Genomic DNA, 21,144 nt, shown 5'->3' on the forward strand with positions numbered 1-21,144 from the left:
AGAGCTGCCGGGCCTTCTGACGACAAACGTGCGTGTGATGGCAGGTGTCGTTTTACGGGCGAAGGTAGACGAAGCCCTTGTGCTGCAGATGGGCGATCTCGGCCACCCCGCTGGGGACGATGTCGTCCTCGGAGGCATCGTAGAGCTCGTCGGCGATGCTGATGTTGCCGCGGGTGACGGTGACGTTGCAGATGTTGAAATCAACCCCCTGCAGCTTCAGTTCGTCGATGCGGCCGGCCAGGTCATCATTCTCCTTGGCATTGCGCAGAAGGCCCAGGCCGGGGCCATGCATGACCACGCGGATGTCCATCTTGTCGGCGCCCACGGCATTGATGTGGTTCTGGATGTTGCCCATGGCAGCCATGTGGCGGTCCATGTCGTTGTAGTTCACGTGATAGACCACCTTCTGGTCGCCGTATTCCGCCAGCGCGGTCGCCGGGGCGATCAGCAGGAAGGAGACCAGTGCCAGCGCGATAATATGCAGGTGCTTCATGACGCGTTTTCCTCGTTCAAGGTCCCGGTTGGGATTTTCCTTTTATTTTGCAGCCGGTGCTGCCCTTTGGGGCTGCTTGGCCCCTTTGATATGACGCGTTAACGGGGTGCTTATTCCGGCTGATCCGGCTGATTTTTGTGAGTAGTTCTATATTCAAATAAAGACTGGAACTTTGGTTGCGTATTTCCTTCGGGAAACCGGGTTCCGCTCAAGAAAAAGGGCCCGGCCAAGGCTGAGCCCAAAGGGCCACAGGGAGAACACTCGGTGGCCTGGAGGAAATGTGGTACTTACGGGCGCAGGTAGACGAAGCCCTGCGTCTGAAGGTGGCCGATCTCGCCGACCCCGCTGGGTACCAGGTCGTCTTCGGTGGCATCGAACAGCTCTTCCGAGATGTCCACGTTGCCCCGGGTGACGGTGACATTGCAGATATTGAAATCAACGTCTTGCATTTTCAGTTCTTCGATGCGGGCGGCCAGGTCTTCGTTCTCCTTGGCGTTACGCAGAAGGTGCAGACCCGGGCCATGCATGACCACGCGGATCTCCATGTTTTCCGCGCCCACGGCATTGATGTGGTTCTGGATGTTGCCCATGGCGGCCATGTGGCGGTCCATGTCGTTGTAGTTCACGTGATAGACGACTTTTTGTTCGCCGTAGTCGGCCATGGCGGCGCCGGGAAGGGTGAGCATGGCGGCGGCGGTCAGGGCCAGAGGCAGGATAAAGGCTTTCTTCATTGATTGGCTCCTCGCGGTTTTTATGTTCTTTGAAATATGCGGTATGGCGTATGCCGCGCTTCCAGGAAGCACACTGGACTCTTTTTCTTCCGTGGCTTTTTGAATCCAGTTGTGGGTAGGACGGGAACGCGGGGTAATTATTCCGATCCAAATAGAGATAATTGAATTACGAAATACGGTAAATAACAACATTATGATTAACTGTATTCGTTGATTTCGGTGGGGCCATATGGCGGGGATTTTCGTTTCCGGGAGGTCGCAACGGTGTGGCGGAGGTAGGGCGCAAAGACGAGGCGGAGTGCGGTCGATGTGAGTCTGCTGGGCAAAGGCGAGACCCCGCGATGACGCTGATAGCGCCAGGGGCGAGCCGATCCGGCTGGCGTTTGCGATCGGTCGCGTCCTCACCCTCTCGCGGTGTGGATTGCTAGAGTGTGGGGTTTTTAAATCAACGGGACGGATGTTCGATACACGTCCCTCGCCAGGAGCCCTCGCCATGACCACTGCATCCAACCTCCCCGAAGCACTGCAGCCGATCGGCTGCGTGGGCCTGGGTATCATGGGGGCCCCGATGACCCGCAATCTGCTGCGTGCCGGGGCGGATATCCGGGTCTGGGCACGTCGGCCGGAGGCGGCCGAGGCCCTGGTGGCGGAGGGGGCCGGGGCTGCCTCCAGTCTGGCGGAGTTGGTCCCCAGCGTGCGCGTGCTGGTACTCAACGTCTCCGATACCCCGGATGTGGAGCAGCTGATGCTGGGCCCGGACGGGGTTCTCGAACATGCCCGCCCGGGGCTGCTGGTGATCGATCACAGTACGATCGACCCGATCCGCACGCGCGCGATTGCGCAGGCGGCAGCGGAGCGGGAGGTGACCTTTGTGGATGCGCCTGTGTCCGGCGGAGAGCCGGGGGCGCGCAGCGGCACGCTCAGCCTGATGGTTGGTGGTCCGGAGGAGGCAGTCGATCGGCTGCGGCCGATCTTCGACATCGTGGGTTCGACACTGACGCATGTCGGGGCCAGTGGGGCCGGTCAGATCACCAAGGCCTGTAACCAGCTGGTGGTCGGCGAGACCCTGGTCGCTATTGGCGAGGCCTTCGCGCTGGCGGAGCAGACCGGGGTTGATCCGGCGCGGCTGCGCGAGGCGCTGATGGGTGGCTTCGCCGCCTCGCGCATCCTCGAGGTGCACGGTCAACGCCTGCTGGATGGCGACTTCGAGCCCGGGTTTCAGGCTGGGCTCTACCACAAGGATCTGGGCATCGTGGCCGGTCTGGGCGAGCAGGTGGGCCTGAGCCTGCGCGGGTTGGAGCCGGTGCGGCACGCGGTAGGCAAGGCGCTGGAGGCCGGGCAGGCTGACCACGATGTCGCGATCCTGGCGCGTTTCTGCCTCCATGCCCGCGGCGAGGGCACCAGGGATTGACGCGCGAGGTCAGCCGAACAGACGCCAGAGGATATACAGCAGCGAAAAGACCAGGCTGAACGCGATACCGGCCCAGGCCAGACCGCGCAGGCCACGCCCCGGGCGGGCCGCCTCCGGCATGTCCGGTGACATGACCACCTTGAAGGTGATCCATGCCAGCACCGGCGCTGATAGGAAGGACAACAGCGTGGCGATATCCACCAGCCGTGTGAAGTGCTCCCCGGCCTGCGAGATCAGCAGCAGCGCACCACTGGCGACGGCCAGCAACGCAATCCGGTAGCCCCACCACTCCAGTCCACGCTCGCCCTTGCGCGACGGGTCCATGGTCTGCGGCGCGTGGCCGTCCTCGCGCAGGGTACGGATGATCGCCACGATCACGCGGGGATAGGCATCGGTGACGGCCAGGGTGGTCGAGAACATCGTGGTCAGGGCCGCCACGGCGATCAGGGTGCGGCTCCATTCGCCCAGGCTCTGGGCGTACAGGTCCACCAGCTGGGCCGAGAATGCGGCGGCCCCGGCGGCAAAGCCAATGCCGCTGCCGTACATCAGGACCGCACCCAGCAGCATGAACGCCACGGCAATGACTACCGCCCCCAGATACCCCAGGCGGAAGTCGAAGATGGCCTCGCGAACGGTCGGGGCGTGACCGGTCTGGCGGGCGCGCTCCTGGGTCCAGATCGAGTGCCAGGCGGCGACGTCCAGCGGGATGGGCATCCAGCCCAGAAGCGCGAGGATGAAGGCGAAGCCGGCCAGCGTCCAGAGGTTCGACCACTCCTGGGCCCCGGACAGGGTGGCCAGGTCCGGGGCCTCGCGAAAGGCCAGCGCGACCGCGGCCACGGTGGATACACTCAGCGCGGCCATGATGATCTTCATGCCGAGGTCCAGGCCGCGGTAGGCGCCGATCATCAGGAAGGCGATGCAGGCGGCGAGCACCAGCGCCGAGACCAGTGTGACCGAGAGATCCAGGTCGAACACCAGCGTGACCAGCCCGGCGGTGGTCAGTGTGACCACCGCCTGTATGGTGAACAGCGTTCCTACGGTCACCGCGATGTACAGGCCCAGGGCCCAGTTGCCGAGGCGGTGGTAGCCGGTCAGCAGGTGATGCCCGGTGGCGGCGGCATAGCGCGGGCCGAACTCCAGAAACGGGTACTTGAACAGGCAGGCCAGCAGTACGATCGGGATCAGCAGAAGCCCGTACTCCGCCCCGCCCCGCGTGGCCTGGACCAGATGTGAGACCCCGACGGCCGCACCGGCCATCAGCAGCCCCGGGCCGATGGCGGCCCGCAGCGAGGCGCGAGTGGACGGACTCATCCAGATTCCTTTCATCGGGAATTCGGCCCGCGATTATAGGGGAATAGCCCGCGTCCGCCATCCGGCAGAGGCCATGCCCGTGAGCCCGCTGTTACGTCGTTACAGCGCCAGCGGGGTGCGGCGGTAGAGCTCGGGGGCGGGTGGCTTGAGTTCTTCGGATTCCGGGAAGCGCTGCACCAGCTTGTCGTAGTAACTGCGGATGTTCCGCACGTAGTGGACCGGCTCCCAACCGCGGGCGTAGCCGTAGCGGGTCTGTTCGTACCATTCAGACTGGGCCAGACGCGGCAGCCATTGCATCACATCCAGCCAGCGATCCGGGTCGTCGCCGTTGGCAGCCGTCAGGCGCCGAGCGTCGTGGAGGTGCCCGAGCCCCACGTTGTAGGCGGCCAGCGTCATCCAGGTGCGGTCGGGCTCGGGAATGGAATCCGGCAGCCGCTCGCGCAGGTCGATCAGGTAGCGCGTGCCACCGTCCACGCTGGCTGCCGGGTCGGTGCGGTCGTCGACGCCCAGTCCTTCGGCGGTTACCTGGGTCAGCATCATCAGTCCGCGCACGCCGGTGGGGGAAACCGCATCGGGATTCCAGTGCGATTCCTGGTAGGCCACCGCGGCGATGAACCGCCAGTCGAGATCGTAGGTCTCTCCGGCCTCCTCGAACAGCGGGCGGAACTGTTCCAGGCGATGCTCGACGCGGCGCGCGAAGGTCAGGGCATCGACCAGATCGTGGGTCTCCAGATGGCCGAGGTAGCGATCGAGCAGCAACTCCAGCTCGCGGTTGTCACGCAGCCGCGCGATATACGCTTCCGCTGCGTCAATCAGGCTACGATCAAAGCCTGCCGGGAATAGCCAGCGGACCTCGGCGCTGCGTTCCAGCTCGTGTGCCTGGCGCAGGTTCGGGTGTATGCGCCGCAGGCGACGGTACTCCAGGGAATTCATCACTGCGTAGTCGATCTCGCCACGCTCCAGGGCTTCGCGCAGGGCCTCGGCATTGGCGTAGAGGATGAGTTCGCCATTGTTCGGATCCGGTTCGGCTTCGCGGTCCGGGGGTGTCGAAATCAGGTCGACCGGCCCCTCCTCGGGCGCTGGCTCGGCCTCGGTTGCCGCATCCGGTGGGGTTTCCGGTTCCATGCTGACCTCGGCCAGCAAGGGCTGGCTCAGGCTTTCGGGTACGGGAGCCTGAGCGGTCATGCCGACGCGCGCCCCGGCCGGTACGTCGGTCAGCGAGAGCAACGGAGATGCCCGCTCGTTTTCGTTCCAGAAGACCAAGACGTGCTTCACGTTCAGGATTTCCGGACCGGCTTCAATCAACGGGTCGTGTGGCGGTACGAGCAGGCCGGCGGCGATGTCGATGCGGCGTTGGCGCAGAAGGCGATGGGCTGTGGCGGCGTCGTCCACGCGGGTCACGCGCAGGCGCGTGCCGAGTTCCTCGGCCAGACCGTGCAGCAACTCCAGCTCGAGTTGGTCTTGCCCCGCAGTGGAGGCGAGCTCGGAGCGGCCCAGGGGGCTCTCGACCAGGGCCACTCGCAGCTCGTCACGGAAGGTGAGCTGCTCCAGTGCCGCTGGCGGGTTGTAGTACACCCGCAGCACGATGGCGGTCAGCAACACGATGAAGAGCCCCAGTTCGATCTGGCGCCAGGTGCTGCTCGGGGGGCGGAGTTTCAGATGCGTGCCCATGGCACTGGATCATATCCAATTGCCCCGGTGGTCACCGGGGATGGTAGGGAAACACGGATGAATGTACCCGCTCGCTGCCTCAAAGCTTTTGCGTGCGAACAAGGCGCGGCGACTGCCGTGCAGTCATTCTGCACAAGGGAGCCGCAATGCCGTGCGCATGCCCATTTTTGATCACAACGGGCGGCCGAGCCCCTTCGGGGTTGGCACCCCAGGTTCCCCGATCCGGCGTTGCGCCCCGAATCGATCAAAAACGGGCGGGTAGAACCACTACCCGCTGCACGACGCGCCTGGTCTCGGAAAACCTGGGGTGCCAACGCGAGTGTGTACATTCATCCGTGTTTCCTAGCGCCAGTTCAGCACCAGACCCTGGTCGCGCAGGATCTTGAGCGCGGGGTCGACGCAGGTGTCGATGAAGGAGGCACGGCGCGGGTTTTCGCGGGCGATGCGGCGATAGTCTGGCCCCTCGGGCAGGCCGGCCAGTTCGTAGATGTCGCGGGTGGGGTAGTAAAACGCATGCACGAACTGGCGGAATACGCGCCGCATCAGCGGGCGATAGGCCCATTTCTGCCAGGACGGGAGCGTGTCGAGACAGGACTCCAGCGTGTCGCGGGCATGCGCCATGTGGCGGGCCTCGTCGATCATGTGCCGGGTCACGATGTCGTCTACCGTCGGGCTGATCGAGTCCTTGTGCTGGCGGATCAGCCGGTTCATGCGGTCCGGGACCTCCTCGCCGATCATCACCGCGATCCAGAAGATCGAGGATTCAAACGGCGAGAAACGCCCGACCAGGGTGGCCAGCTTCGGCTTGGGGAAACGGCGCTCCGGCAGGGGCAGCCCGCTGCGGCGCATGAACTCGATAAACATCAGGCTGTGGCCGGCTTCCTCGCGCAGCTCGTGCAGGCGATAATTCAGCCGGTCCAGGCGACCGGTCGAGTGCATGGAGATCCGCGAGATGCGCTCCATGAACAGGCCTTCCAGCCACAGCGCCCCGCTGATGAAATACAGAAACTCGTATTGCGACAGACGCCGTTTGCGGGCATCGTCCAGCGCCGAGTATTCCGGGGTGCCGAAGAGTGATACGGCCTCCTCCGGGATCCAGAAATCGTCCAGCGACAGCGCATCCCAGCGCACGTGAGTGAGCGGGTCCTCGTACGGCTGGCTGTTGCGGCTCAAGTGATCGAGCAGCTCCTGCGAGGAATTCATCGAAGGCGTACCGAAGGCGCTGGGCGGTTAAACGACCGAATCATACCGGCATTGTCGGTCCGGACCAACGCCAACCCGTTGCAATCTGCGGTTGCTACCCCAATATGAGTCAAGTGAATATGCCCACCACACGCTATCGCGTCAGCTTCCTCAACCAGGGCAAGGTCTACGAGATCTTTGCCCGTGAGGTCTATCAGGACGAGCTCTACGGCTTTGTCACCGTCGAGGGCCTGCTGTTTGGCGAGCGCTCGCAGGTCGTTGTCGACCCCTCCGAGGAGCGCCTGCGTACCGAGTTCGAGGGGGTTGAGCGCTTCCATGTGCCGATGCACGCGCTGATCCGGATTGACGAAGTGGCCGCTGTGGGCACCCCGCGCATCCGCGATGCCAGTCAGGACAGTGGTAATGTCCACGCCTTCCCGTCGCTGCCAGGCCGCGGCCCGGGCAGGCCCTCGGACAGCTGATGGTGCCCGCGGCAGGGTTCTGCATTGCTAACCGATCGCCGCTGGTTTAACCTTTCGCGCTTCGCGTCGGCCAGTGCCTTCGCGGGACAAACCGGAGAGGTGGCCGAGCGGTCGAAGGCGCACGCCTGGAAAGTGTGTATACGGTAACCCCGTATCGAGGGTTCGAATCCCTCCCTCTCCGCCAGATTCAGCAAAGGGGCTCGAGTGGCCCCTTTCGCATGTACGGCCCCGGAGACACAGGGATTCGAACCCTCGATACATGAGAAAGCCGGGTTCGACGGGTGACGCGCAGCGGCACCCGAACGTCGCCGCAGGCGACGACCCGAAGGGCGAGGCACGCAGTGCCGCGTAATCCCTCCCTCTCCGCCAGATTCAGCAAAGGGGCTCGAGTGGCCCCTTTCGCATGTACGGCCCCGGAGACACAGGGATTCGAACCCTCGATACATGAGAAAGCCGGGTTCGACGGGTGACGCGCAGCGGCACCCGAACGTCGCCGCAGGCGACGACCCGAAGGGCGAGGCACGCAGTGCCGCGTAATCCCTCCCTCTCCGCCAGATTTAGCAAAGGGGCTCGAGTGGCCCCTTTCGCATGTACGGCCCCGGAGACACAGGGATTCGAACCCTCGATACATGAGAAAGCCGGGTTCGACGGGTGACGCGCAGCGGCACCCGAACGTCGCCGCAGGCGACGGCCCGAAGGGCGAGGCGCGCGCGCCGAGTCATCCCTTCCTCTCCGCCAGATTCAGTAAAGGGGCCCGAGTGGGCCCCTTTCGCATGTCTGGCCCCGAGATGGTGTGATCTGATGCTCCCCGGCAGGGCCGCATTTGAAGGTGTTCCACGAGGGCGCAGTGGCCATGCTCGTTGGACGTCGTGCGCGGCGCTCGCGTACACTTGCAGGCGTAACCGCACCCGTCACTCAGCCGCCGAACCGTTGTCCGAATGCGGGGTCCAGCCCCGGTAGACGGTGCGGGCGAGGTCGGGTCAAAGATCCCGAATGTATCGCAGTATCGCCGCCGGCATATGGCCTGGCGGCTTCGACCCAGACCATCCGGAGGTCCCCTGTGTCCGCGCCCGCTCTGCTCGTCCTGGAAGATGGCACTGTGTTTCATGGTCAGGCGATTGGCGCCCAGGGCCAGACGGTCGGCGAGGTGGTGTTCAACACCGCGATGACCGGTTATCAGGAGATCCTGACGGATCCCTCCTACCACCGGCAGATGGTCACGCTGACTTATCCGCATATCGGCAATACCGGGACCACTCCGGAGGACGATGAGTCCGCGCGCGCCCATGCCGCCGGTCTGATCATCCGCGACCTGCCGCCGCTGGTGTCCAACTGGCGCTCGCGCGAGTCGCTGCCGGATTACTTGCTGCGCCACGGCATCGTGGCGATCAGCGGGATCGATACCCGCAAGCTGACCCGCATCCTGCGCGAGAAGGGTGCGCTGAACGGCTGCATCCAGGCCGGTGAGGTGGACGAGCAAGCGGCCCTGGCCGCGGCGCGCGAGTTCCCCGGCATCAAGGGGATGGATCTGGCGCGCGAGGTCACCACGCGCAACCGCTACGAGTGGCTGGAAGGGACCTGGCAGCTGGGCGAAGAGTCGGCCCGGGTGGACCCGGAGCAGGCCGAATTCCACGTGGTGGCCTACGACTTTGGCATGAAGCAGAACATCCTGCGCATGCTGGCGGATCGTGGCTGCCGCGTGACCGTGGTCCCGGCCGAGACGCCGGTGGACGAGGTGATGGAGCTCAAGCCCGACGGTGTGTTCCTGTCCAACGGCCCGGGCGACCCCGAGCCCTGCACCTACGCGATCGACGCGATCCGCGACTTCTGCGAGCGCAAACTGCCGCTGTTCGGGATCTGCCTGGGGCATCAGCTGCTGGGCATCGCCAGCGGCGGCAAGAGCGTGAAGATGAAGTTCGGCCACCACGGGGCGAACCACCCGATCCGGCACGAGGCCAGCGGGCGCGTGATGATCTCGTCACAGAACCACGGTTTTGCGATCGACGAGGACAACCTGCCCGACACCCTGACGCCGACCTACCGGTCGCTGTTCGATGGCACGCTGCAGGGGATCGCGCGCACCGACTGCCCGGCCTTCAGCCTGCAGGGGCATCCGGAGGCCAGTCCGGGCCCGCACGATGTGTCCCCGGCGTTCGACGACTTCGTCGAGATGATGCGCGCCGCGCGTCGCTAAAGCCCCTCCTACCGATTTCCCGATTTCGACAGCCTGCGAGAGCCGTCACATGCCCAAGCGTACCGACATCCAGAGCATCCTGATCCTCGGGGCCGGCCCGATCGTGATCGGTCAGGCCTGCGAGTTCGACTACTCCGGCGCCCAGGCCTGCAAGGCCCTGCGCGAGGAGGGTTACCGGGTGATCCTGGTGAACTCCAACCCGGCGACCATCATGACCGACCCGGAGATGGCGGATGCCACCTACATCGAGCCGGTGGAGTGGGAGACGGTCGCCAAGATCATCGAGAAGGAGCGCCCGGATGCGGTGCTGCCGACCATGGGCGGGCAGACGGCGCTGAACTGTGCGCTGGACCTGTCGCGCGAGGGCGTGCTCGAGAAGTATGGCGTGGAGATGATCGGCGCCAACGAGGCGGCGATCGACATGGCCGAGGACCGCGACCACTTCAAGGCGGCGATGGCCGACATCGGCCTGGATACACCGACCGCGATGCTCGCGCACTCCTGGGAGGAGGCGCAGGAGATCCAGCCGAAGATCGGCTTCCCGGTGATCATCCGGCCGTCGTTCACCCTCGGCGGTTCGGGCGGCGGCATCGCCTACAACCGCGAGGAGTTCGAATACATCGTCAAGAACGGGCTCGATCTCTCGCCGGTGAACCAGGTGCTGCTGGAGGAATCCGCGCTCGGCTGGAAGGAGTTCGAGATGGAGGTGGTCCGCGACAAGGCGGACAACTGCATCATCATCTGCTCCATCGAAAACCTGGACCCGATGGGCATCCACACCGGGGACTCGATCACCGTGGCCCCGGCGCAGACCCTGACCGACAAGGAATACCAGATCATGCGCGACGCCTCGCTGGCGGTGCTGCGCAAGATCGGTGTGGAGACCGGCGGCTCCAACGTGCAGTTCGCGATCAACCCGGAGAACGGGCGCATGATCGTGATCGAGATGAACCCGCGGGTGTCGCGTTCCTCCGCGCTGGCCTCCAAGGCGACCGGCTTCCCGATCGCCAAGGTCGCGGCCAAGCTGGCGGTGGGCTACACCCTGGACGAACTGAAGAACGAGATCACCGGCGGGCTGACCCCGGCTTCGTTCGAGCCGTCCATCGACTACGTGGTCACCAAGATCCCGCGCTTCACCTTCGAGAAGTTCCCGCAGGCGGAGGCGCGGCTGACCACGCAGATGAAGGCCGTGGGCGAAGCGATGGCCATCGGCCGCACCTTCCAGGAGTCGTTCCAGAAGGCGCTGCGCTCGATGGAAACGGGCATGGACGGCCTCGACGAGCGGATCGACCTGGCGGCCGAAGATGTCGTCGATCAATTGCGCACGAAGCTCGCCAACCCCAGTCCCGACCAGGTGCTGTACGTGGCCGATGCCTTCCGTGCCGGCTTCTCGATCAAGGACATCTTCGACCTGACCGCGATCGATCCCTGGTTTCTGGCGCAGATCCAGGAGCTGGTGGATGTCGAGAAGGGCCTGAAGGATCGCATCCTGGGCGACATCGCCGCCGAGGAGATGTATCGCCTGAAGCAGCGCGGTTTCTCCGACCTGCGCCTGGCGAAGCTTCTCAACGAGACCGAGAAGGCCGTGCGCAAGCACCGCCACAAGCTGGGCGTGCGCCCCGTGTACAAGCGGGTGGATACCTGCGCGGCCGAGTTCGCGACCACCACGGCCTATATGTATTCCTCCTACGAGGAGGAAAACGAGGCGGAGCCGACCGACAAGCAGAAGATCATGGTCCTCGGCGGCGGGCCGAACCGTATTGGCCAGGGTATCGAATTCGACTACTGCTGCGTACACGCCGCACTGGCCATGCGTGAGGACAAGTACGAGACCATCATGGTCAACTGCAACCCGGAGACCGTCTCCACTGACTACGACACCTCCGACCGGCTTTATTTCGAGCCGCTGACCCTGGAGGACGTGCTGGAAGTCGTCGAGACCGAGAAGCCGGTGGGCGTGATCGTGCAGTACGGCGGCCAGACACCGCTCAAGCTCGCGCGGGATCTCGAGGCGGCCGGTGTGCCGATCATTGGCACCAGCCCGGACTCGATCGATCTGGCCGAGGACCGCGAGCGCTTCCAGGCCCTGTTGCACAAGCTGGGTCTCAAACAGCCGCCCAACCGCACCGCGCGCAGCGAGGAAGAGGCGGAGAAGCTGGCCGACGAGATCGGCTACCCCCTGGTGGTGCGCCCGTCCTACGTGCTCGGTGGCCGTGCGATGGAGATCGTGCGTGACCGCGAGGATCTGCGCAGCTACATGCAGAACGCGGTGTCCGTCTCCAATGATGCGCCGGTGCTGCTGGACCGCTTCCTGGACGACGCGATCGAGGTCGATGTGGATGCCATCTGTGATGGCGAGAACGTGATTATCGGCGGGATCATGGAGCACATCGAGCAGGCCGGCGTGCACTCGGGCGACTCGGCCTGCTCGCTGCCGCCGTTCTCGCTGTCCCTTGAACTGCAGGACGCGATGGTCGAGCAGGTGCGCAAGATGGCGCTGGGGCTCAAGGTCGTGGGCCTGATGAATACCCAGTTCGCGATCAAGGGCGACGACATCTACGTGCTGGAGGTGAATCCGCGCGCCTCGCGCACGGTGCCGTACGTGTCCAAGGCCGTCGGGCGTCCGCTGGCCAAGATCGCCGCGCGCTGCATGGCCGGCCAGACCCTGGCCGAACAGGGTGTGGGCGATGCGGTGTACCCCGAGTACTACTCGGTGAAGGAATCCGTGTTCCCGTTTGCCAAGTTCCAGGGCGTGGATCCGATCCTGGGGCCGGAGATGAAGTCCACCGGCGAGGTGATGGGGGTCGGGCGCAGCTTCGCCGAGGCCTTCGCCAAGAGCCAGCTGGGGGCGGGCGTGCTGCTGCCGTCCACCGGCAAGGCCTTCGTGTCCGTGCGCGAGATCGACAAGCCGCATGTGGCCGAGGTGGCCCGGCGTCTGGTCGAGCTGGGCTTCGAGGTCCTGGCGACGCGCGGTACGGCGAAGATCCTGGATGAGGCCGACATCGCGGTCACGCGTGTGAATAAGGTGACCGAGGGTCGCCCGCACATCGTCGACATGATCAAGAACGACGAGATCAGCTTCATTATCAACACGGTGGAGGGCAAGCAGTCGACCTCCGACTCCTACACCATTCGCCGCGAGGCGCTGATGCACAAGGTGGGGTACACCACGACCATCGCCGGCGCCCGTGCCACGGTGCAGGCCCTGGATCACCTGGGGGCGAACGACGTGTTCCGGCTGCAGGACCTCCATCAGGAGAATCTCGGAGGGAAAAGCGCATGAACAAGACCCCGCTGACCGTAACCGGCGCCGAGAAGATGAAGGCGGAGCTGAAGAAGCTGAAAGGCGAGGATCGCCCGCGGGTGGTGAATGCGATTGCCGAGGCGCGCGAACACGGCGATCTGAAGGAAAACGCCGAATACCACGCTGCGCGCGAGCAGCAGAGCTTTATCGAGGGGCGCATCCGCGAGCTGGAGGGCAAGCTCTCCAACGCCCAGATCATCGACGTCACAGCCCTGCCACAGACGGGCAAGGTCGTGTTCGGTGTGACCGTGGTGCTCGAGGCGACCGAAGACGGGCGCCAGGTGACCTACAAGATCGTGGGCGAGGACGAGGCCGACATCAAGCAGAACATGATCTCGGTGTCCTCGCCGATTGCGCGCGCGCTGATTGGCAAGGAAGAGGGCGATGTCGTGACCGTCCAGGCGCCGGGTGGCGAGACGGAATACGAGATCCTCGAGGTGCGCTACGTCAACTGACGTAGCGGGCGGGATCAGGCCGGGTCGAGGGTAACCTTGGGCTCGTCCGGATTGCGCCGGAACAGGGTCGCCACGTAGCCGATTCGCTGGACCAGGGCCCCACCCGTGCGTTCGCACAGGTCCTCGACCGTACCATTGCGGGCCTCGCGGTCGCCGATATTGACCTTGATCTTGACCAGCTCGTGATGCGCCAGTGCCTGTTCCAGCTCCTTGACCACGGCGTCCGTCAGGCCATTGCGGCCGATGGTCACGATGGGCTTGCGCGGGTGGGCGAGGCTGCGCAGGTGGCGGCGTTGCGCGTCGGTCAGATTCACGTGGGATTTGATTCGGTATTGGAACACGCAAATTGTAGCACGCGGATCGCGTGCCTGAGCCAGGAGAACCACGGTGCCCAAGCGTAGCCGTTCCAGTCAGCGCTGGCTGAAGGAGCACTTCGACGATCCGTACGTGCAGCGGGCGCAGCAGGAGGGCTATCGTGGTCGCGCTGTCTACAAGCTGCAGGAGATCGACGAACGTGACCGGCTGCTCAAACCGGGCATGCGCGTGGTCGATCTGGGGGCGGCGCCGGGTGGCTGGACGCAGTACGCCGCACAGAAGATCGGTCGCAAGGGGGGGCTCGTGGCCTCCGATATCCTGCCGATGGATCCTGTGCCCGGTGCCACGATCATTACCGGCGACTTTCGCGAGGATGCAGTCCTGCAGGCGATCCTGGAGGCGCTGGACGGGCAGCGCGCCGACCTTGTGCTTTCCGATATGGCCCCCAACCTTACGGGTACGGATGCGATCGATCAGCCGCGCTCGATCCATCTGTGCGAGCTGGCGCTGGAGTTGGCCTGCGATGTGCTGAACCCTCGGGGTGCGATGCTGGTCAAGTTGTTTCAGGGCGAGGGATCGGACGCCTATCTGGCCGAGGTGCGGCGCCGGTTCGAGAAGGTGCAGGTGCGCAAACCGCAAGCCTCGCGCCCACGGTCACGCGAAGTGTACGTATTGGCGCGTGGCCCTCGGGATGTGTAAAGCTCGCGAGAATCCACGTAGGTAAAAGTTTTTCGAGGTGGCGTTTTGAACGGTCTGGCCAAGAATTTGATCATCTGGGCGGTCATCGCGATCGTCCTGATGTCGGTATTCAACAACTTCAGCCCGCAACAGCAGCAGGATGTGCGGAGTATTACCTATTCCGAGTTCATCCGGGATGTGCAGGGCGGCCGTATCGACAGCGTCACCATCGAGGGCGACAAGATCCGCGGCCAGACCATTGAGGGTCAGCGCTTCACCACGGTCAATCCCAATGACACCGGCCTGATCGGTGATCTGCTGCAGAACAATGTGGAGATCAATGCGCAGGAGGATGCCGAGCGCTCGCTGCTGATGAGCATCCTGATCTCCTGGTTCCCGATGCTGCTGCTGATCGCCGTGTGGATCTATTTCATGCGCCAGATGCAGGGTGGCGGTGGCGCTGGACGCGGGGCGATGTCCTTCGGCAAGTCCAAGGCCAAGCTGATGTCCGAGGACCAGGTGAAGGTCACCTTCGGTGACGTGGCCGGCTGCGACGAAGCGAAGGAAGAGGTCTCCGAGCTGGTCGACTTCCTGCGCGACCCGTCCAAGTTCCAGAAGCTGGGTGGCCAGATCCCGCGTGGCGTGCTGATGGTCGGCTCGCCGGGTACCGGCAAGACCCTGCTGGCCAAGGCCATTGCCGGCGAGGCCAAGGTGCCGTTCTTCAGTATCTCCGGTTCCGACTTCGTGGAGATGTTCGTGGGTGTGGGCGCCTCGCGTGTACGTGACATGTTCTCCGAGGCCAAGAAGCACGCCCCCTGCATCATCTTTATCGACGAGATCGATGCGGTCGGTCGCCAGCGTGGCGCCGGCATGGGTGGCGGTCACGACGAGCGCGAGCAGACCCTGAACCAGCTGCTGGTCGAGATGGACGGCTTCGAGGGCACCGAGGGCATCATTGTGATCGCCGCGACCAACCGCCCGGACGTGCTCGACCCGGCGCTGCTGCGTCCGGGCCGTTTTGACCGCCAGGTGGTGGTCCCGCCGCCGGACGTGCGTGGCCGCGAGCAGATCCTCAAGGTCCACATGAAGAAGACGCCGATCGCCGACGACGTGCGTCCGGACCTGATCGCGCGCGGCACGCCGGGCTTCTCCGGTGCGGACCTGGCGAACCTGGTCAACGAGGCGGCTCTGTTTGCGGCCCGGGCCGGCAAGCGCCTGGTCGACATGAGCGACTTCGAGCGCGCCAAGGACAAGATCATGATGGGCGCCGAGCGCAAGTCCATGGTGATGTCCGAGGACGAGAAGAAGCTGACGGCCTACCACGAGGCGGGGCACGCGATCGTCGGGCTCACGGTCCCCGAGCACGACCCGGTCTACAAGGTCAGCATCATCCCGCGTGGACGGGCCCTGGGCGTGACCATGTTCCTGCCCGAGGAAGATCGCTACAGCCACTCCAAGACCCGGCTGGAGAGCCAGTTGGCGAGCCTGTTTGGGGGGCGTCTGGCGGAAGAAATCATCTTCGGCGACGACAAGGTGACCACTGGCGCTTCCAACGACATCGAGCGTGCCACCCAGATCGCTCGCAACATGGTGACCAAGTGGGGTCTTTCCGAGAAGCTGGGCCCGCTGGACTACGGCGAAGAGGAAGGGCACCCGTTCCTTGGCGGGCAGATGGGGGCGAAGTCCAAGCCGATGTCCGACGAGACCGCGCGCCAGATCGACGCCGAGGTGCGTCGGATCATCGACACGAACTACCAGCACGCCAAGCAGATCCTGCTGGACAACCTCGACAAGCTGCACGCGATGGCCAAGGCGTTGATGAAGTACGAGACCATCGACGACAAGCAAATCGAGGACATCATGGCCGGGCGCGAACCGCGTGAGCCGGCGGATTGGGACAGCGACAGTGGTTCCGGTGGATCGGCGCAGGCGGGCGACGAGCCCGCCGCCGATTCCGACGACGGCCGCGAGGACGACGACAGCAAGGGTGTTGTCGGCGGGCCTGCCCCGCAGTCCTGACCGGGGTATCTCAACAGGGTGGCGACAGGCCGCCATGGGCCGCCAGGGTTTCTCTGGCGGCCTTTTCATTTGGCGGGGAGGACACAAAAGCATGGGCATGGATACGGAAGGCGCGACTGCGGTCCTGCGCTGCGGAAGGCACCGGCTGGCGCTGGATCGCCCCCGAATCATGGGCATCCTGAATGTCACGCCCGATTCGTTCTCCGACGGTGGCTCGCATCAGCGTGTGGAACAGGCCCTGGAGCACGCCCGCAGGATGGTGGAGCAGGGCGCCGACCTGATCGATATCGGGGGCGAGTCGACGCGTCCGGGGGCTGAGCCAGTCGCACTGGAGGAGGAACGGCGGCGGGTGTTGCCCGTGATCGAGGCCCTTGCCGCGGAACTGGAGGTCCCGCTGTCGGTGGACACGATGAAGCCTGAGCTGATGCGCGAGGCCGTGGCGGCGGGGGCCACGCTGCTGAATGACGTCAACGGGTTTCGCGCCGAGGGGGCCTGGGAAGCCGCCGTTACTGCCGCCCGCGAGCAGGGTGTGGCCCTGTGCGCGATGCACATGCAGGGGGAGCCGCAGTCCATGCAGCAGGCCCCGCACTACGACGACGTCGCACGGGAGGTGGGCGCGTTCCTGCGTGATCGGCGCGAGGCGTTTGCGCGCGAAGGCGTGCCAGCCGAGCAGTTGCTGCTGGACCCGGGCTTCGGATTTGGCAAGACGCTGGAGCACAACCTGGCACTTTTCCATGCGCTGCCCGCGCTGGCCGATTTGGGGTCGCCGCTGCTGGTGGGGGTCTCGCGCAAGTCGATGATCGGTGCCCTGCTGGGGGATCGTCCGGTCCAGGAACGTGACACCGGTTCCGCGATTGCGGCGTTACTGGCGGCGCAGGCCGGCGCGCGTGTCCTGCGTGTGCACGATGTCGCAGGGACACACGATGCGCTGGCGCTATACTTTGCACTGACACTACAGGCATGGCGGGGCTCCCGCCAGCCGTGATCCGTTTTCTGTATCAAGGGAGAAGCAAGCGGCATGGGGCGTTATTTCGGCACCGACGGGATTCGTGGGCGTACAGGCGACTGGCCGATGACGCCCGAGTTCGCGCTGCGTCTGGGGTATGCGGTGGGCGAGGTGCTGGGCGCGCGGTCCAAGCGTCAGGGTCCGGTGCTCGTGGGGAAGGACACCCGGGTCTCGGGCTACATGTTCGAGTCGGCGCTACAGGCCGGGTTGTCGGCCGCAGGCCTGGATGTGGCCCTGCTGGGGCCGATGCCGACGCCCGCGGTAGCCTATCTCACGCGGACCTTCCGTGCGACCGCCGGGGTCGTGATCAGCGCCTCGCACAACCCGTTCCACGATAACGGTTTCAAGTTCTTCACCCCGGAGGGCGACAAACTCGCGGATGCGGTGGAAGAGGCCATCGAGGCGCGTCTGGAGGAGCCGCAGCGTTCGGTGGACGGAGCGCACTTGGGCAAGGCCGTGCGTATCGCCGATGCCGCCGGCCGTTATATCGAGTTCTGCAAGAGCGCCATCCCGGCGCGCTCCGAGTTGCGTGGCCTGCGCGTCGTGGTCGATTGCGCTCACGGCGCGACCTACAACGTCGCCCCGCCGGTATTCGAAGAGCTGGGGGCAGAGGTGGAGGTGCTGGGTGCCCGACCGGATGGCTACAACATCAACGCCGGCGTGGGTGCGCTGTACCCGGAGGTCGTGGCCGAGCAGGTGAAGGCCTCCGGGGCCGACCTCGGCATCGCCCTCGATGGTGACGGCGACCGCGTGATCCTGGCGGATGCGAACGGCCATGTGGTCGATGGTGACCAGATTCTGGGGATTCTCGCCCTGGATCGCCAGCACTCGGGTCTGCTCCAGGGTGGGGTGGTCGGTACCCTGATGACCAACCTTGGGCTCGAGAATGCCCTGAGTGAGCACGGAATCCCGTTCGTGCGGGCGAAGGTCGGCGACCGCTATGTCCTCGAGGAGCTGCGTCAGCGCGACTGGATGCTGGGCGGAGAAGGATCCGGGCATATCGTATGTTTGGAGCACACGACGACCGGCGACGGGACCGTTGCGGCACTGCAGGTCGCCCACCTGATGCACCGCACAGGCTGCTCGCTCGCGGAGCTCGCGGCGAAGATCCCGAAGCTGCCGCAGTGCCTCGTGAACGTCCCGATCTCGGGCAAGGCCAATGGCTGTCTGGAGGCACCTGCCGTGCGCTCCGAGGTCGCCGCGGTCGAGGCCGAGCTGGGTGTGCACGGACGTGTCCTGCTACGCCCGTCCGGTACCGAGCCCCTGGTCCGCGTGATGGTCGAGGCCCAGGACGAAGTCATTACCCGCCAGGCCGCCGAGCGCATCGCCGACAGCATCCGCGCGGCTGTTTGATCCCGGTCTGGGGGCGATACCGGCCCATTGGTCGTTCCTCAGGGGATTGGCCGCCCGTTTGCCCAGTGTCGGGCTCGGTTGATTTGCACCGGGTGCGCCGGTAACATCCCGCCGCTCCAATCATCATGATCGGACTCCGTGTATCCGCGCGGGTCCGACCGTTCTCGCAGGAGGAAGATCCGCATGCGCAAGCCGCTGGTCGCCGGTAACTGGAAGATGAACGGTTCGCGCGAGGCGAACCGCGCCCTCCTGTCGGCCCTGAAGGACAGTCTGGGCGACCTGCAGGATGTCGACGTTGCGGTGTGTCCGCCCGCCGTCTACCTGTCCGAGATCGCCGAGACCCTGTCGGGCAGCGTGATCGAGGTCGGTGCGCAGGACTGCTCGGATCAGGAAAAGGGCGCCTATACCGGTGAATTGGCCGGTTCCATGCTGGCCGAGGCGGGCTGTCGTTACGTGATCGTTGGCCACTCCGAGCGCCGCGAGCGCCAGAACGAGTCCAGCGAGTGGGTGGCAGCCAAGTTCATCGCCGCCCAGGCCGCCGGGCTGACGCCGATCCTGTGTGTCGGCGAGCAGAAGAGTGACCGCGAAGGCGGACGCACCGAATCCGTGGTGGCCGAGCAGCTGGATGCGGTACTGGATGCCGCCGGCGTCGAGGCCTTCGATCGCGCCGTGATTGCCTACGAGCCCGTCTGGGCGATCGGCACCGGTCTGACCGCCACGCCCGAGCAGGCGCAGGAAGTGCATGCCTTTATCCGCAACCGGGTGGCGGGTCGTGATCCGCGCATCGCTGCGGATCTGCGCGTCCTCTACGGCGGCAGCATGAAGGCGGACAACGCCGCGGGCCTGCTGGCGCTGGAAGACATCGACGGCGGGCTGATCGGTGGCGCCTCGCTGGACGCCGATGCCTTTGCCGCGATCGCCCGTGCGGCGGCCGAGCGGGTCGCGGCATGATCTACGGGTTGCTCCTGGTCGTTCAGGTCGCGGTCTCGATCGCCCTGATCGCCCTCGTGCTGATGCAGCATGGCAAGGGTGCCGACGCGGGTGCGGCCTTTGGCAGTGGTGCGTCCGCGACCGTGTTCGGTGCGCGCGGTTCAGCCAACTTTCTGAGCCGCTCGACCGCGTTTCTGGCTGTGGTGTTCTTCGTGAACAGCCTGACGCTGGCCTATCTCGCCTCCTCGACACCCCAGGCCGAAAGCCTGATGGATCAGCTCGAGGCGGAAGAGATGCGCGAGGAGGGCGATATTCCGGAAGGCATTCCCGGTACAGTACCCCGGGACGACGAATCGGACGCCCCGGCCTCGGATCGCCCGGCCGACGTACCCGAATAGGCCGGCGACCGCGGCCTCCTAGACAGGCAGATGTGGTGGAATTGGTAGACACGCTATCTTGAGGGGGTAGTGGCGAAAGCCGTGTGGGTTCGAGTCCCACCATCTGCACCATTTCAAAGGCCCCTGGCGACGTTCGAGAATCGGCGCTTGGAGTCAAAACAAAATAAAATCAGTAACTTATAAAATCACAAAGACTTGACACCGTTTTCACGGTTCACCTAGACTCCGTGCCCGGTATGCGCCCCGGCCTCGTCCATCGAGGTGGCCACCAACCGGTGCATTCAACCAGCAACGCTAGAACGGCTCGCGGACGCGCCGGATCCACGCGGCACCCTGCGAACCGACCCGCCCGAGGGCGGTGTACGGGAGAGAGACATGCTGGAAGGTTATCTACCCATCCTGCTGTTCATCGCAGTGGGGATCGTGATTGGCATCGTGCCGCTGGTGGTCGGGATGGCCGTCGGGCCGCGCAAGCCCGACGCCGCGAAGAACTCGCCCTACGAGTGTGGCTTTGAGGCCTTTGAGGACTCGCGGCTGAAGTTCGATGTGCGCTTCTACCTGGTTGCGATCCTCTTCATCATCTTCGATCTCGAGATCGCATTTCTCTTCCCGTGGGCGGTATCGCTGGATGCCATTGGCCTGTTCGGGCTTCTTGCGATGGCCGTGTTTTTGCTCATTCTGGTGGTTGGGTTCATTTACGAGTGGAAGAAGGGGGCGCTGGAATGGGAATAGAAGGCGTTCTTGAAAAGGGCTTCGTCACCACCTCGGCTGACAAGCTCATCAACTGGGCCCGTACGGGCTCGTTGTGGCCGATGACCTTCGGTCTGGCCTGCTGCGCGGTGGAGATGATGCACGCCGGTGCCGCGCGCTATGACCTCGACCGCTTCGGGATCATCTTCCGGCCGAGTCCGCGTCAGTCCGACGTGATGATCGTGGCCGGCACGCTGGTCAACAAGATGGCGCCGGCGCTGCGCAAGGTGTACGACCAGATGCCCGAGCCGCGCTGGGTGATCTCCATGGGCTCCTGCGCCAACGGCGGCGGCTACTACCACTACTCCTATGCCGTGGTGCGCGGGTGTGACCGCATCGTGCCGGTGGATGTCTACGTGCCGGGCTGTCCGCCCACGGCCGAGGCCCTGCTCTACGGCATCATCCAGCTGCAGAACAAGATCCGGCGCACGAACACCATCGCGCGCTAACGCACCCGGGGT

General features: G+C 64.9%; 19 protein-coding genes, 2 tRNA genes and 2 other RNA genes. 17 read left to right on the forward strand and 6 right to left on the reverse strand.

Annotated features, from left to right (window positions below):
- Positions 1 to 52: 52 nt before the first annotated feature.
- Positions 53 to 493: a DsrE family protein gene (locus TK90_RS03470; RefSeq protein ID WP_012982104.1), complete on the reverse strand. Its 441-nt coding sequence runs from the start codon at positions 491 to 493 to the stop codon at positions 53 to 55.
- 287 nt (positions 494 to 780) lie between these two features.
- Positions 781 to 1,224: a DsrE family protein gene (locus tag TK90_RS03475; RefSeq protein WP_012982105.1), complete on the reverse strand. Its 444-nt coding sequence runs from the start codon at positions 1,222 to 1,224 to the stop codon at positions 781 to 783.
- A 493-nt stretch (positions 1,225 to 1,717) separates the two neighbouring features.
- Between TK90_RS03475 and TK90_RS03480 the strand changes: the two genes are divergently transcribed.
- Positions 1,718 to 2,635 (forward strand): NAD(P)-dependent oxidoreductase, encoded by a 918-nt coding sequence (locus TK90_RS03480; RefSeq protein ID WP_012982106.1) that lies wholly within the window; start codon positions 1,718 to 1,720, stop codon positions 2,633 to 2,635.
- Between the two features lie 9 nt (positions 2,636 to 2,644).
- Here TK90_RS03480 and TK90_RS03485 read toward each other — a convergent pair whose 3' ends face one another.
- The 3 genes from TK90_RS03485 to TK90_RS03495 form a co-directional block, all read right to left on the reverse strand.
- Positions 2,645 to 3,946 (reverse strand): NRAMP family divalent metal transporter, encoded by a 1,302-nt coding sequence (locus TK90_RS03485; RefSeq protein WP_012982107.1) that lies wholly within the window; start codon positions 3,944 to 3,946, stop codon positions 2,645 to 2,647.
- A gap of 99 nt (positions 3,947 to 4,045) precedes the next feature.
- On the reverse strand, positions 4,046 to 5,617 hold the full coding sequence (gene mltF, locus TK90_RS03490; protein WP_012982108.1) for a membrane-bound lytic murein transglycosylase MltF: 1,572 nt from the start codon (positions 5,615 to 5,617) through the stop codon (positions 4,046 to 4,048).
- Positions 5,618 to 5,959: 342 nt separating this feature from the next.
- On the reverse strand, positions 5,960 to 6,820 hold the full coding sequence (locus TK90_RS03495) for a diiron oxygenase (RefSeq protein WP_012982109.1): 861 nt from the start codon (positions 6,818 to 6,820) through the stop codon (positions 5,960 to 5,962).
- 119 nt (positions 6,821 to 6,939) lie between these two features.
- On the opposite strand from TK90_RS03495, the gene TK90_RS03500 reads away from it, so the two are divergent.
- From TK90_RS03500 to greA, 7 genes are all read left to right on the forward strand, one after another.
- Positions 6,940 to 7,281 (forward strand): DUF1820 family protein, encoded by a 342-nt coding sequence (locus TK90_RS03500; RefSeq protein WP_012982110.1) that lies wholly within the window; start codon positions 6,940 to 6,942, stop codon positions 7,279 to 7,281.
- Positions 7,282 to 7,374: 93 nt separating this feature from the next.
- Positions 7,375 to 7,465: transfer RNA gene (locus TK90_RS03505), tRNA-Ser, on the forward strand.
- Positions 7,466 to 7,498: 33 nt separating this feature from the next.
- Positions 7,499 to 7,650, forward strand: a non-coding RNA gene (locus TK90_RS14600) — RtT sRNA.
- A gap of 33 nt (positions 7,651 to 7,683) precedes the next feature.
- Positions 7,684 to 7,835: non-coding RNA, RtT sRNA (locus TK90_RS14605), on the forward strand.
- Positions 7,836 to 8,341: 506 nt separating this feature from the next.
- Complete coding sequence (carA, locus tag TK90_RS03510; protein ID WP_012982111.1) at positions 8,342 to 9,475, forward strand: glutamine-hydrolyzing carbamoyl-phosphate synthase small subunit; 1,134 nt, start codon at positions 8,342 to 8,344, stop codon at positions 9,473 to 9,475.
- Between the two features lie 49 nt (positions 9,476 to 9,524).
- On the forward strand, positions 9,525 to 12,758 hold the full coding sequence (gene carB, locus TK90_RS03515) for a carbamoyl-phosphate synthase large subunit (protein WP_012982112.1): 3,234 nt from the start codon (positions 9,525 to 9,527) through the stop codon (positions 12,756 to 12,758).
- A complete protein-coding gene (gene greA / locus TK90_RS03520; RefSeq protein WP_012982113.1) occupies positions 12,755 to 13,234 on the forward strand; it encodes a transcription elongation factor GreA in 480 nt (159 codons plus the stop codon). Before carB ends, greA begins: the two co-directional genes overlap by 4 nt.
- A gap of 14 nt (positions 13,235 to 13,248) precedes the next feature.
- Here the strand turns inward: greA and yhbY are convergent, their stop codons facing one another.
- The gene (yhbY, locus tag TK90_RS03525; protein WP_012982114.1) at positions 13,249 to 13,548 is read right to left on the reverse strand and encodes a ribosome assembly RNA-binding protein YhbY; all 300 of its coding nucleotides are present in this window, start codon (positions 13,546 to 13,548) and stop codon (positions 13,249 to 13,251) included.
- Between the two features lie 73 nt (positions 13,549 to 13,621).
- Between yhbY and rlmE the strand changes: the two genes are divergently transcribed.
- From rlmE to TK90_RS03570, 9 genes are all read left to right on the forward strand, one after another.
- Positions 13,622 to 14,248 carry a 23S rRNA (uridine(2552)-2'-O)-methyltransferase RlmE gene (gene rlmE, locus TK90_RS03530; RefSeq protein WP_012982115.1) on the forward strand — a complete coding sequence of 209 codons (627 nt, stop codon included), beginning with the start codon at positions 13,622 to 13,624 and terminating at the stop codon, positions 14,246 to 14,248.
- A gap of 45 nt (positions 14,249 to 14,293) precedes the next feature.
- Positions 14,294 to 16,246 carry an ATP-dependent zinc metalloprotease FtsH gene (gene ftsH / locus TK90_RS03535; protein WP_012982116.1) on the forward strand — a complete coding sequence of 651 codons (1,953 nt, stop codon included), beginning with the start codon at positions 14,294 to 14,296 and terminating at the stop codon, positions 16,244 to 16,246.
- Positions 16,247 to 16,337: 91 nt separating this feature from the next.
- A complete protein-coding gene (gene folP, locus TK90_RS03540; protein WP_012982117.1) occupies positions 16,338 to 17,231 on the forward strand; it encodes a dihydropteroate synthase in 894 nt (297 codons plus the stop codon).
- A 33-nt stretch (positions 17,232 to 17,264) separates the two neighbouring features.
- On the forward strand, positions 17,265 to 18,605 hold the full coding sequence (gene glmM / locus TK90_RS03545; protein WP_012982118.1) for a phosphoglucosamine mutase: 1,341 nt from the start codon (positions 17,265 to 17,267) through the stop codon (positions 18,603 to 18,605).
- Positions 18,606 to 18,788: 183 nt separating this feature from the next.
- A complete protein-coding gene (gene tpiA, locus TK90_RS03550; protein ID WP_012982119.1) occupies positions 18,789 to 19,556 on the forward strand; it encodes a triose-phosphate isomerase in 768 nt (255 codons plus the stop codon).
- Positions 19,553 to 19,933, forward strand: a complete 381-nt coding sequence (gene secG, locus TK90_RS03555) for a preprotein translocase subunit SecG (RefSeq protein ID WP_012982120.1) — start codon at positions 19,553 to 19,555, stop codon at positions 19,931 to 19,933. The genes tpiA and secG overlap by 4 nt, the downstream gene beginning before the upstream one ends.
- Positions 19,934 to 19,959: 26 nt before the next feature.
- Positions 19,960 to 20,044, forward strand: a tRNA-Leu gene (locus TK90_RS03560).
- Between the two features lie 264 nt (positions 20,045 to 20,308).
- On the forward strand, positions 20,309 to 20,665 hold the full coding sequence (locus TK90_RS03565) for an NADH-quinone oxidoreductase subunit A (protein ID WP_012982121.1): 357 nt from the start codon (positions 20,309 to 20,311) through the stop codon (positions 20,663 to 20,665).
- A complete protein-coding gene (locus TK90_RS03570; RefSeq protein WP_012982122.1) occupies positions 20,656 to 21,132 on the forward strand; it encodes an NADH-quinone oxidoreductase subunit B family protein in 477 nt (158 codons plus the stop codon). The genes TK90_RS03565 and TK90_RS03570 overlap by 10 nt, the downstream gene beginning before the upstream one ends.
- The last annotated feature ends 12 nt before the right edge of the window (positions 21,133 to 21,144 follow it).

Source organism: Thioalkalivibrio sp. K90mix, from assembly GCF_000025545.1.
GTDB lineage: Bacteria > Pseudomonadota > Gammaproteobacteria > Ectothiorhodospirales > Ectothiorhodospiraceae > Thioalkalivibrio.

Excerpts from the sequence above, each read along its gene's own strand:
- TK90_RS03470 (WP_012982104.1), bottom strand. The coding sequence starts at position 493 with ATGAAGCACCTGCATATTATCGCGCTGGCACTGGTCTCCTTCCTGCTG.
- TK90_RS03475 (WP_012982105.1), bottom strand. The coding sequence starts at position 1,224 with ATGAAGAAAGCCTTTATCCTGCCTCTGGCCCTGACCGCCGCCGCCATG.
- TK90_RS03480 (WP_012982106.1), top strand. The coding sequence starts at position 1,718 with ATGACCACTGCATCCAACCTCCCCGAAGCACTGCAGCCGATCGGCTGC.
- TK90_RS03485 (WP_012982107.1), bottom strand. The coding sequence starts at position 3,946 with ATGAGTCCGTCCACTCGCGCCTCGCTGCGGGCCGCCATCGGCCCGGGG.
- mltF (WP_012982108.1), bottom strand. The coding sequence starts at position 5,617 with ATGGGCACGCATCTGAAACTCCGCCCCCCGAGCAGCACCTGGCGCCAG.
- TK90_RS03495 (WP_012982109.1), bottom strand. The coding sequence starts at position 6,820 with ATGAATTCCTCGCAGGAGCTGCTCGATCACTTGAGCCGCAACAGCCAG.
- TK90_RS03500 (WP_012982110.1), top strand. The coding sequence starts at position 6,940 with ATGCCCACCACACGCTATCGCGTCAGCTTCCTCAACCAGGGCAAGGTC.
- carB (WP_012982112.1), top strand. The coding sequence starts at position 9,525 with ATGCCCAAGCGTACCGACATCCAGAGCATCCTGATCCTCGGGGCCGGC.
- greA (WP_012982113.1), top strand. The coding sequence starts at position 12,755 with ATGAACAAGACCCCGCTGACCGTAACCGGCGCCGAGAAGATGAAGGCG.
- folP (WP_012982117.1), top strand. The coding sequence starts at position 16,338 with ATGGGCATGGATACGGAAGGCGCGACTGCGGTCCTGCGCTGCGGAAGG.
- glmM (WP_012982118.1), top strand. The coding sequence starts at position 17,265 with ATGGGGCGTTATTTCGGCACCGACGGGATTCGTGGGCGTACAGGCGAC.
- tpiA (WP_012982119.1), top strand. The coding sequence starts at position 18,789 with ATGCGCAAGCCGCTGGTCGCCGGTAACTGGAAGATGAACGGTTCGCGC.
- secG (WP_012982120.1), top strand. The coding sequence starts at position 19,553 with ATGATCTACGGGTTGCTCCTGGTCGTTCAGGTCGCGGTCTCGATCGCC.
- TK90_RS03565 (WP_012982121.1), top strand. The coding sequence starts at position 20,309 with ATGCTGGAAGGTTATCTACCCATCCTGCTGTTCATCGCAGTGGGGATC.
- TK90_RS03570 (WP_012982122.1), top strand. The coding sequence starts at position 20,656 with ATGGGAATAGAAGGCGTTCTTGAAAAGGGCTTCGTCACCACCTCGGCT.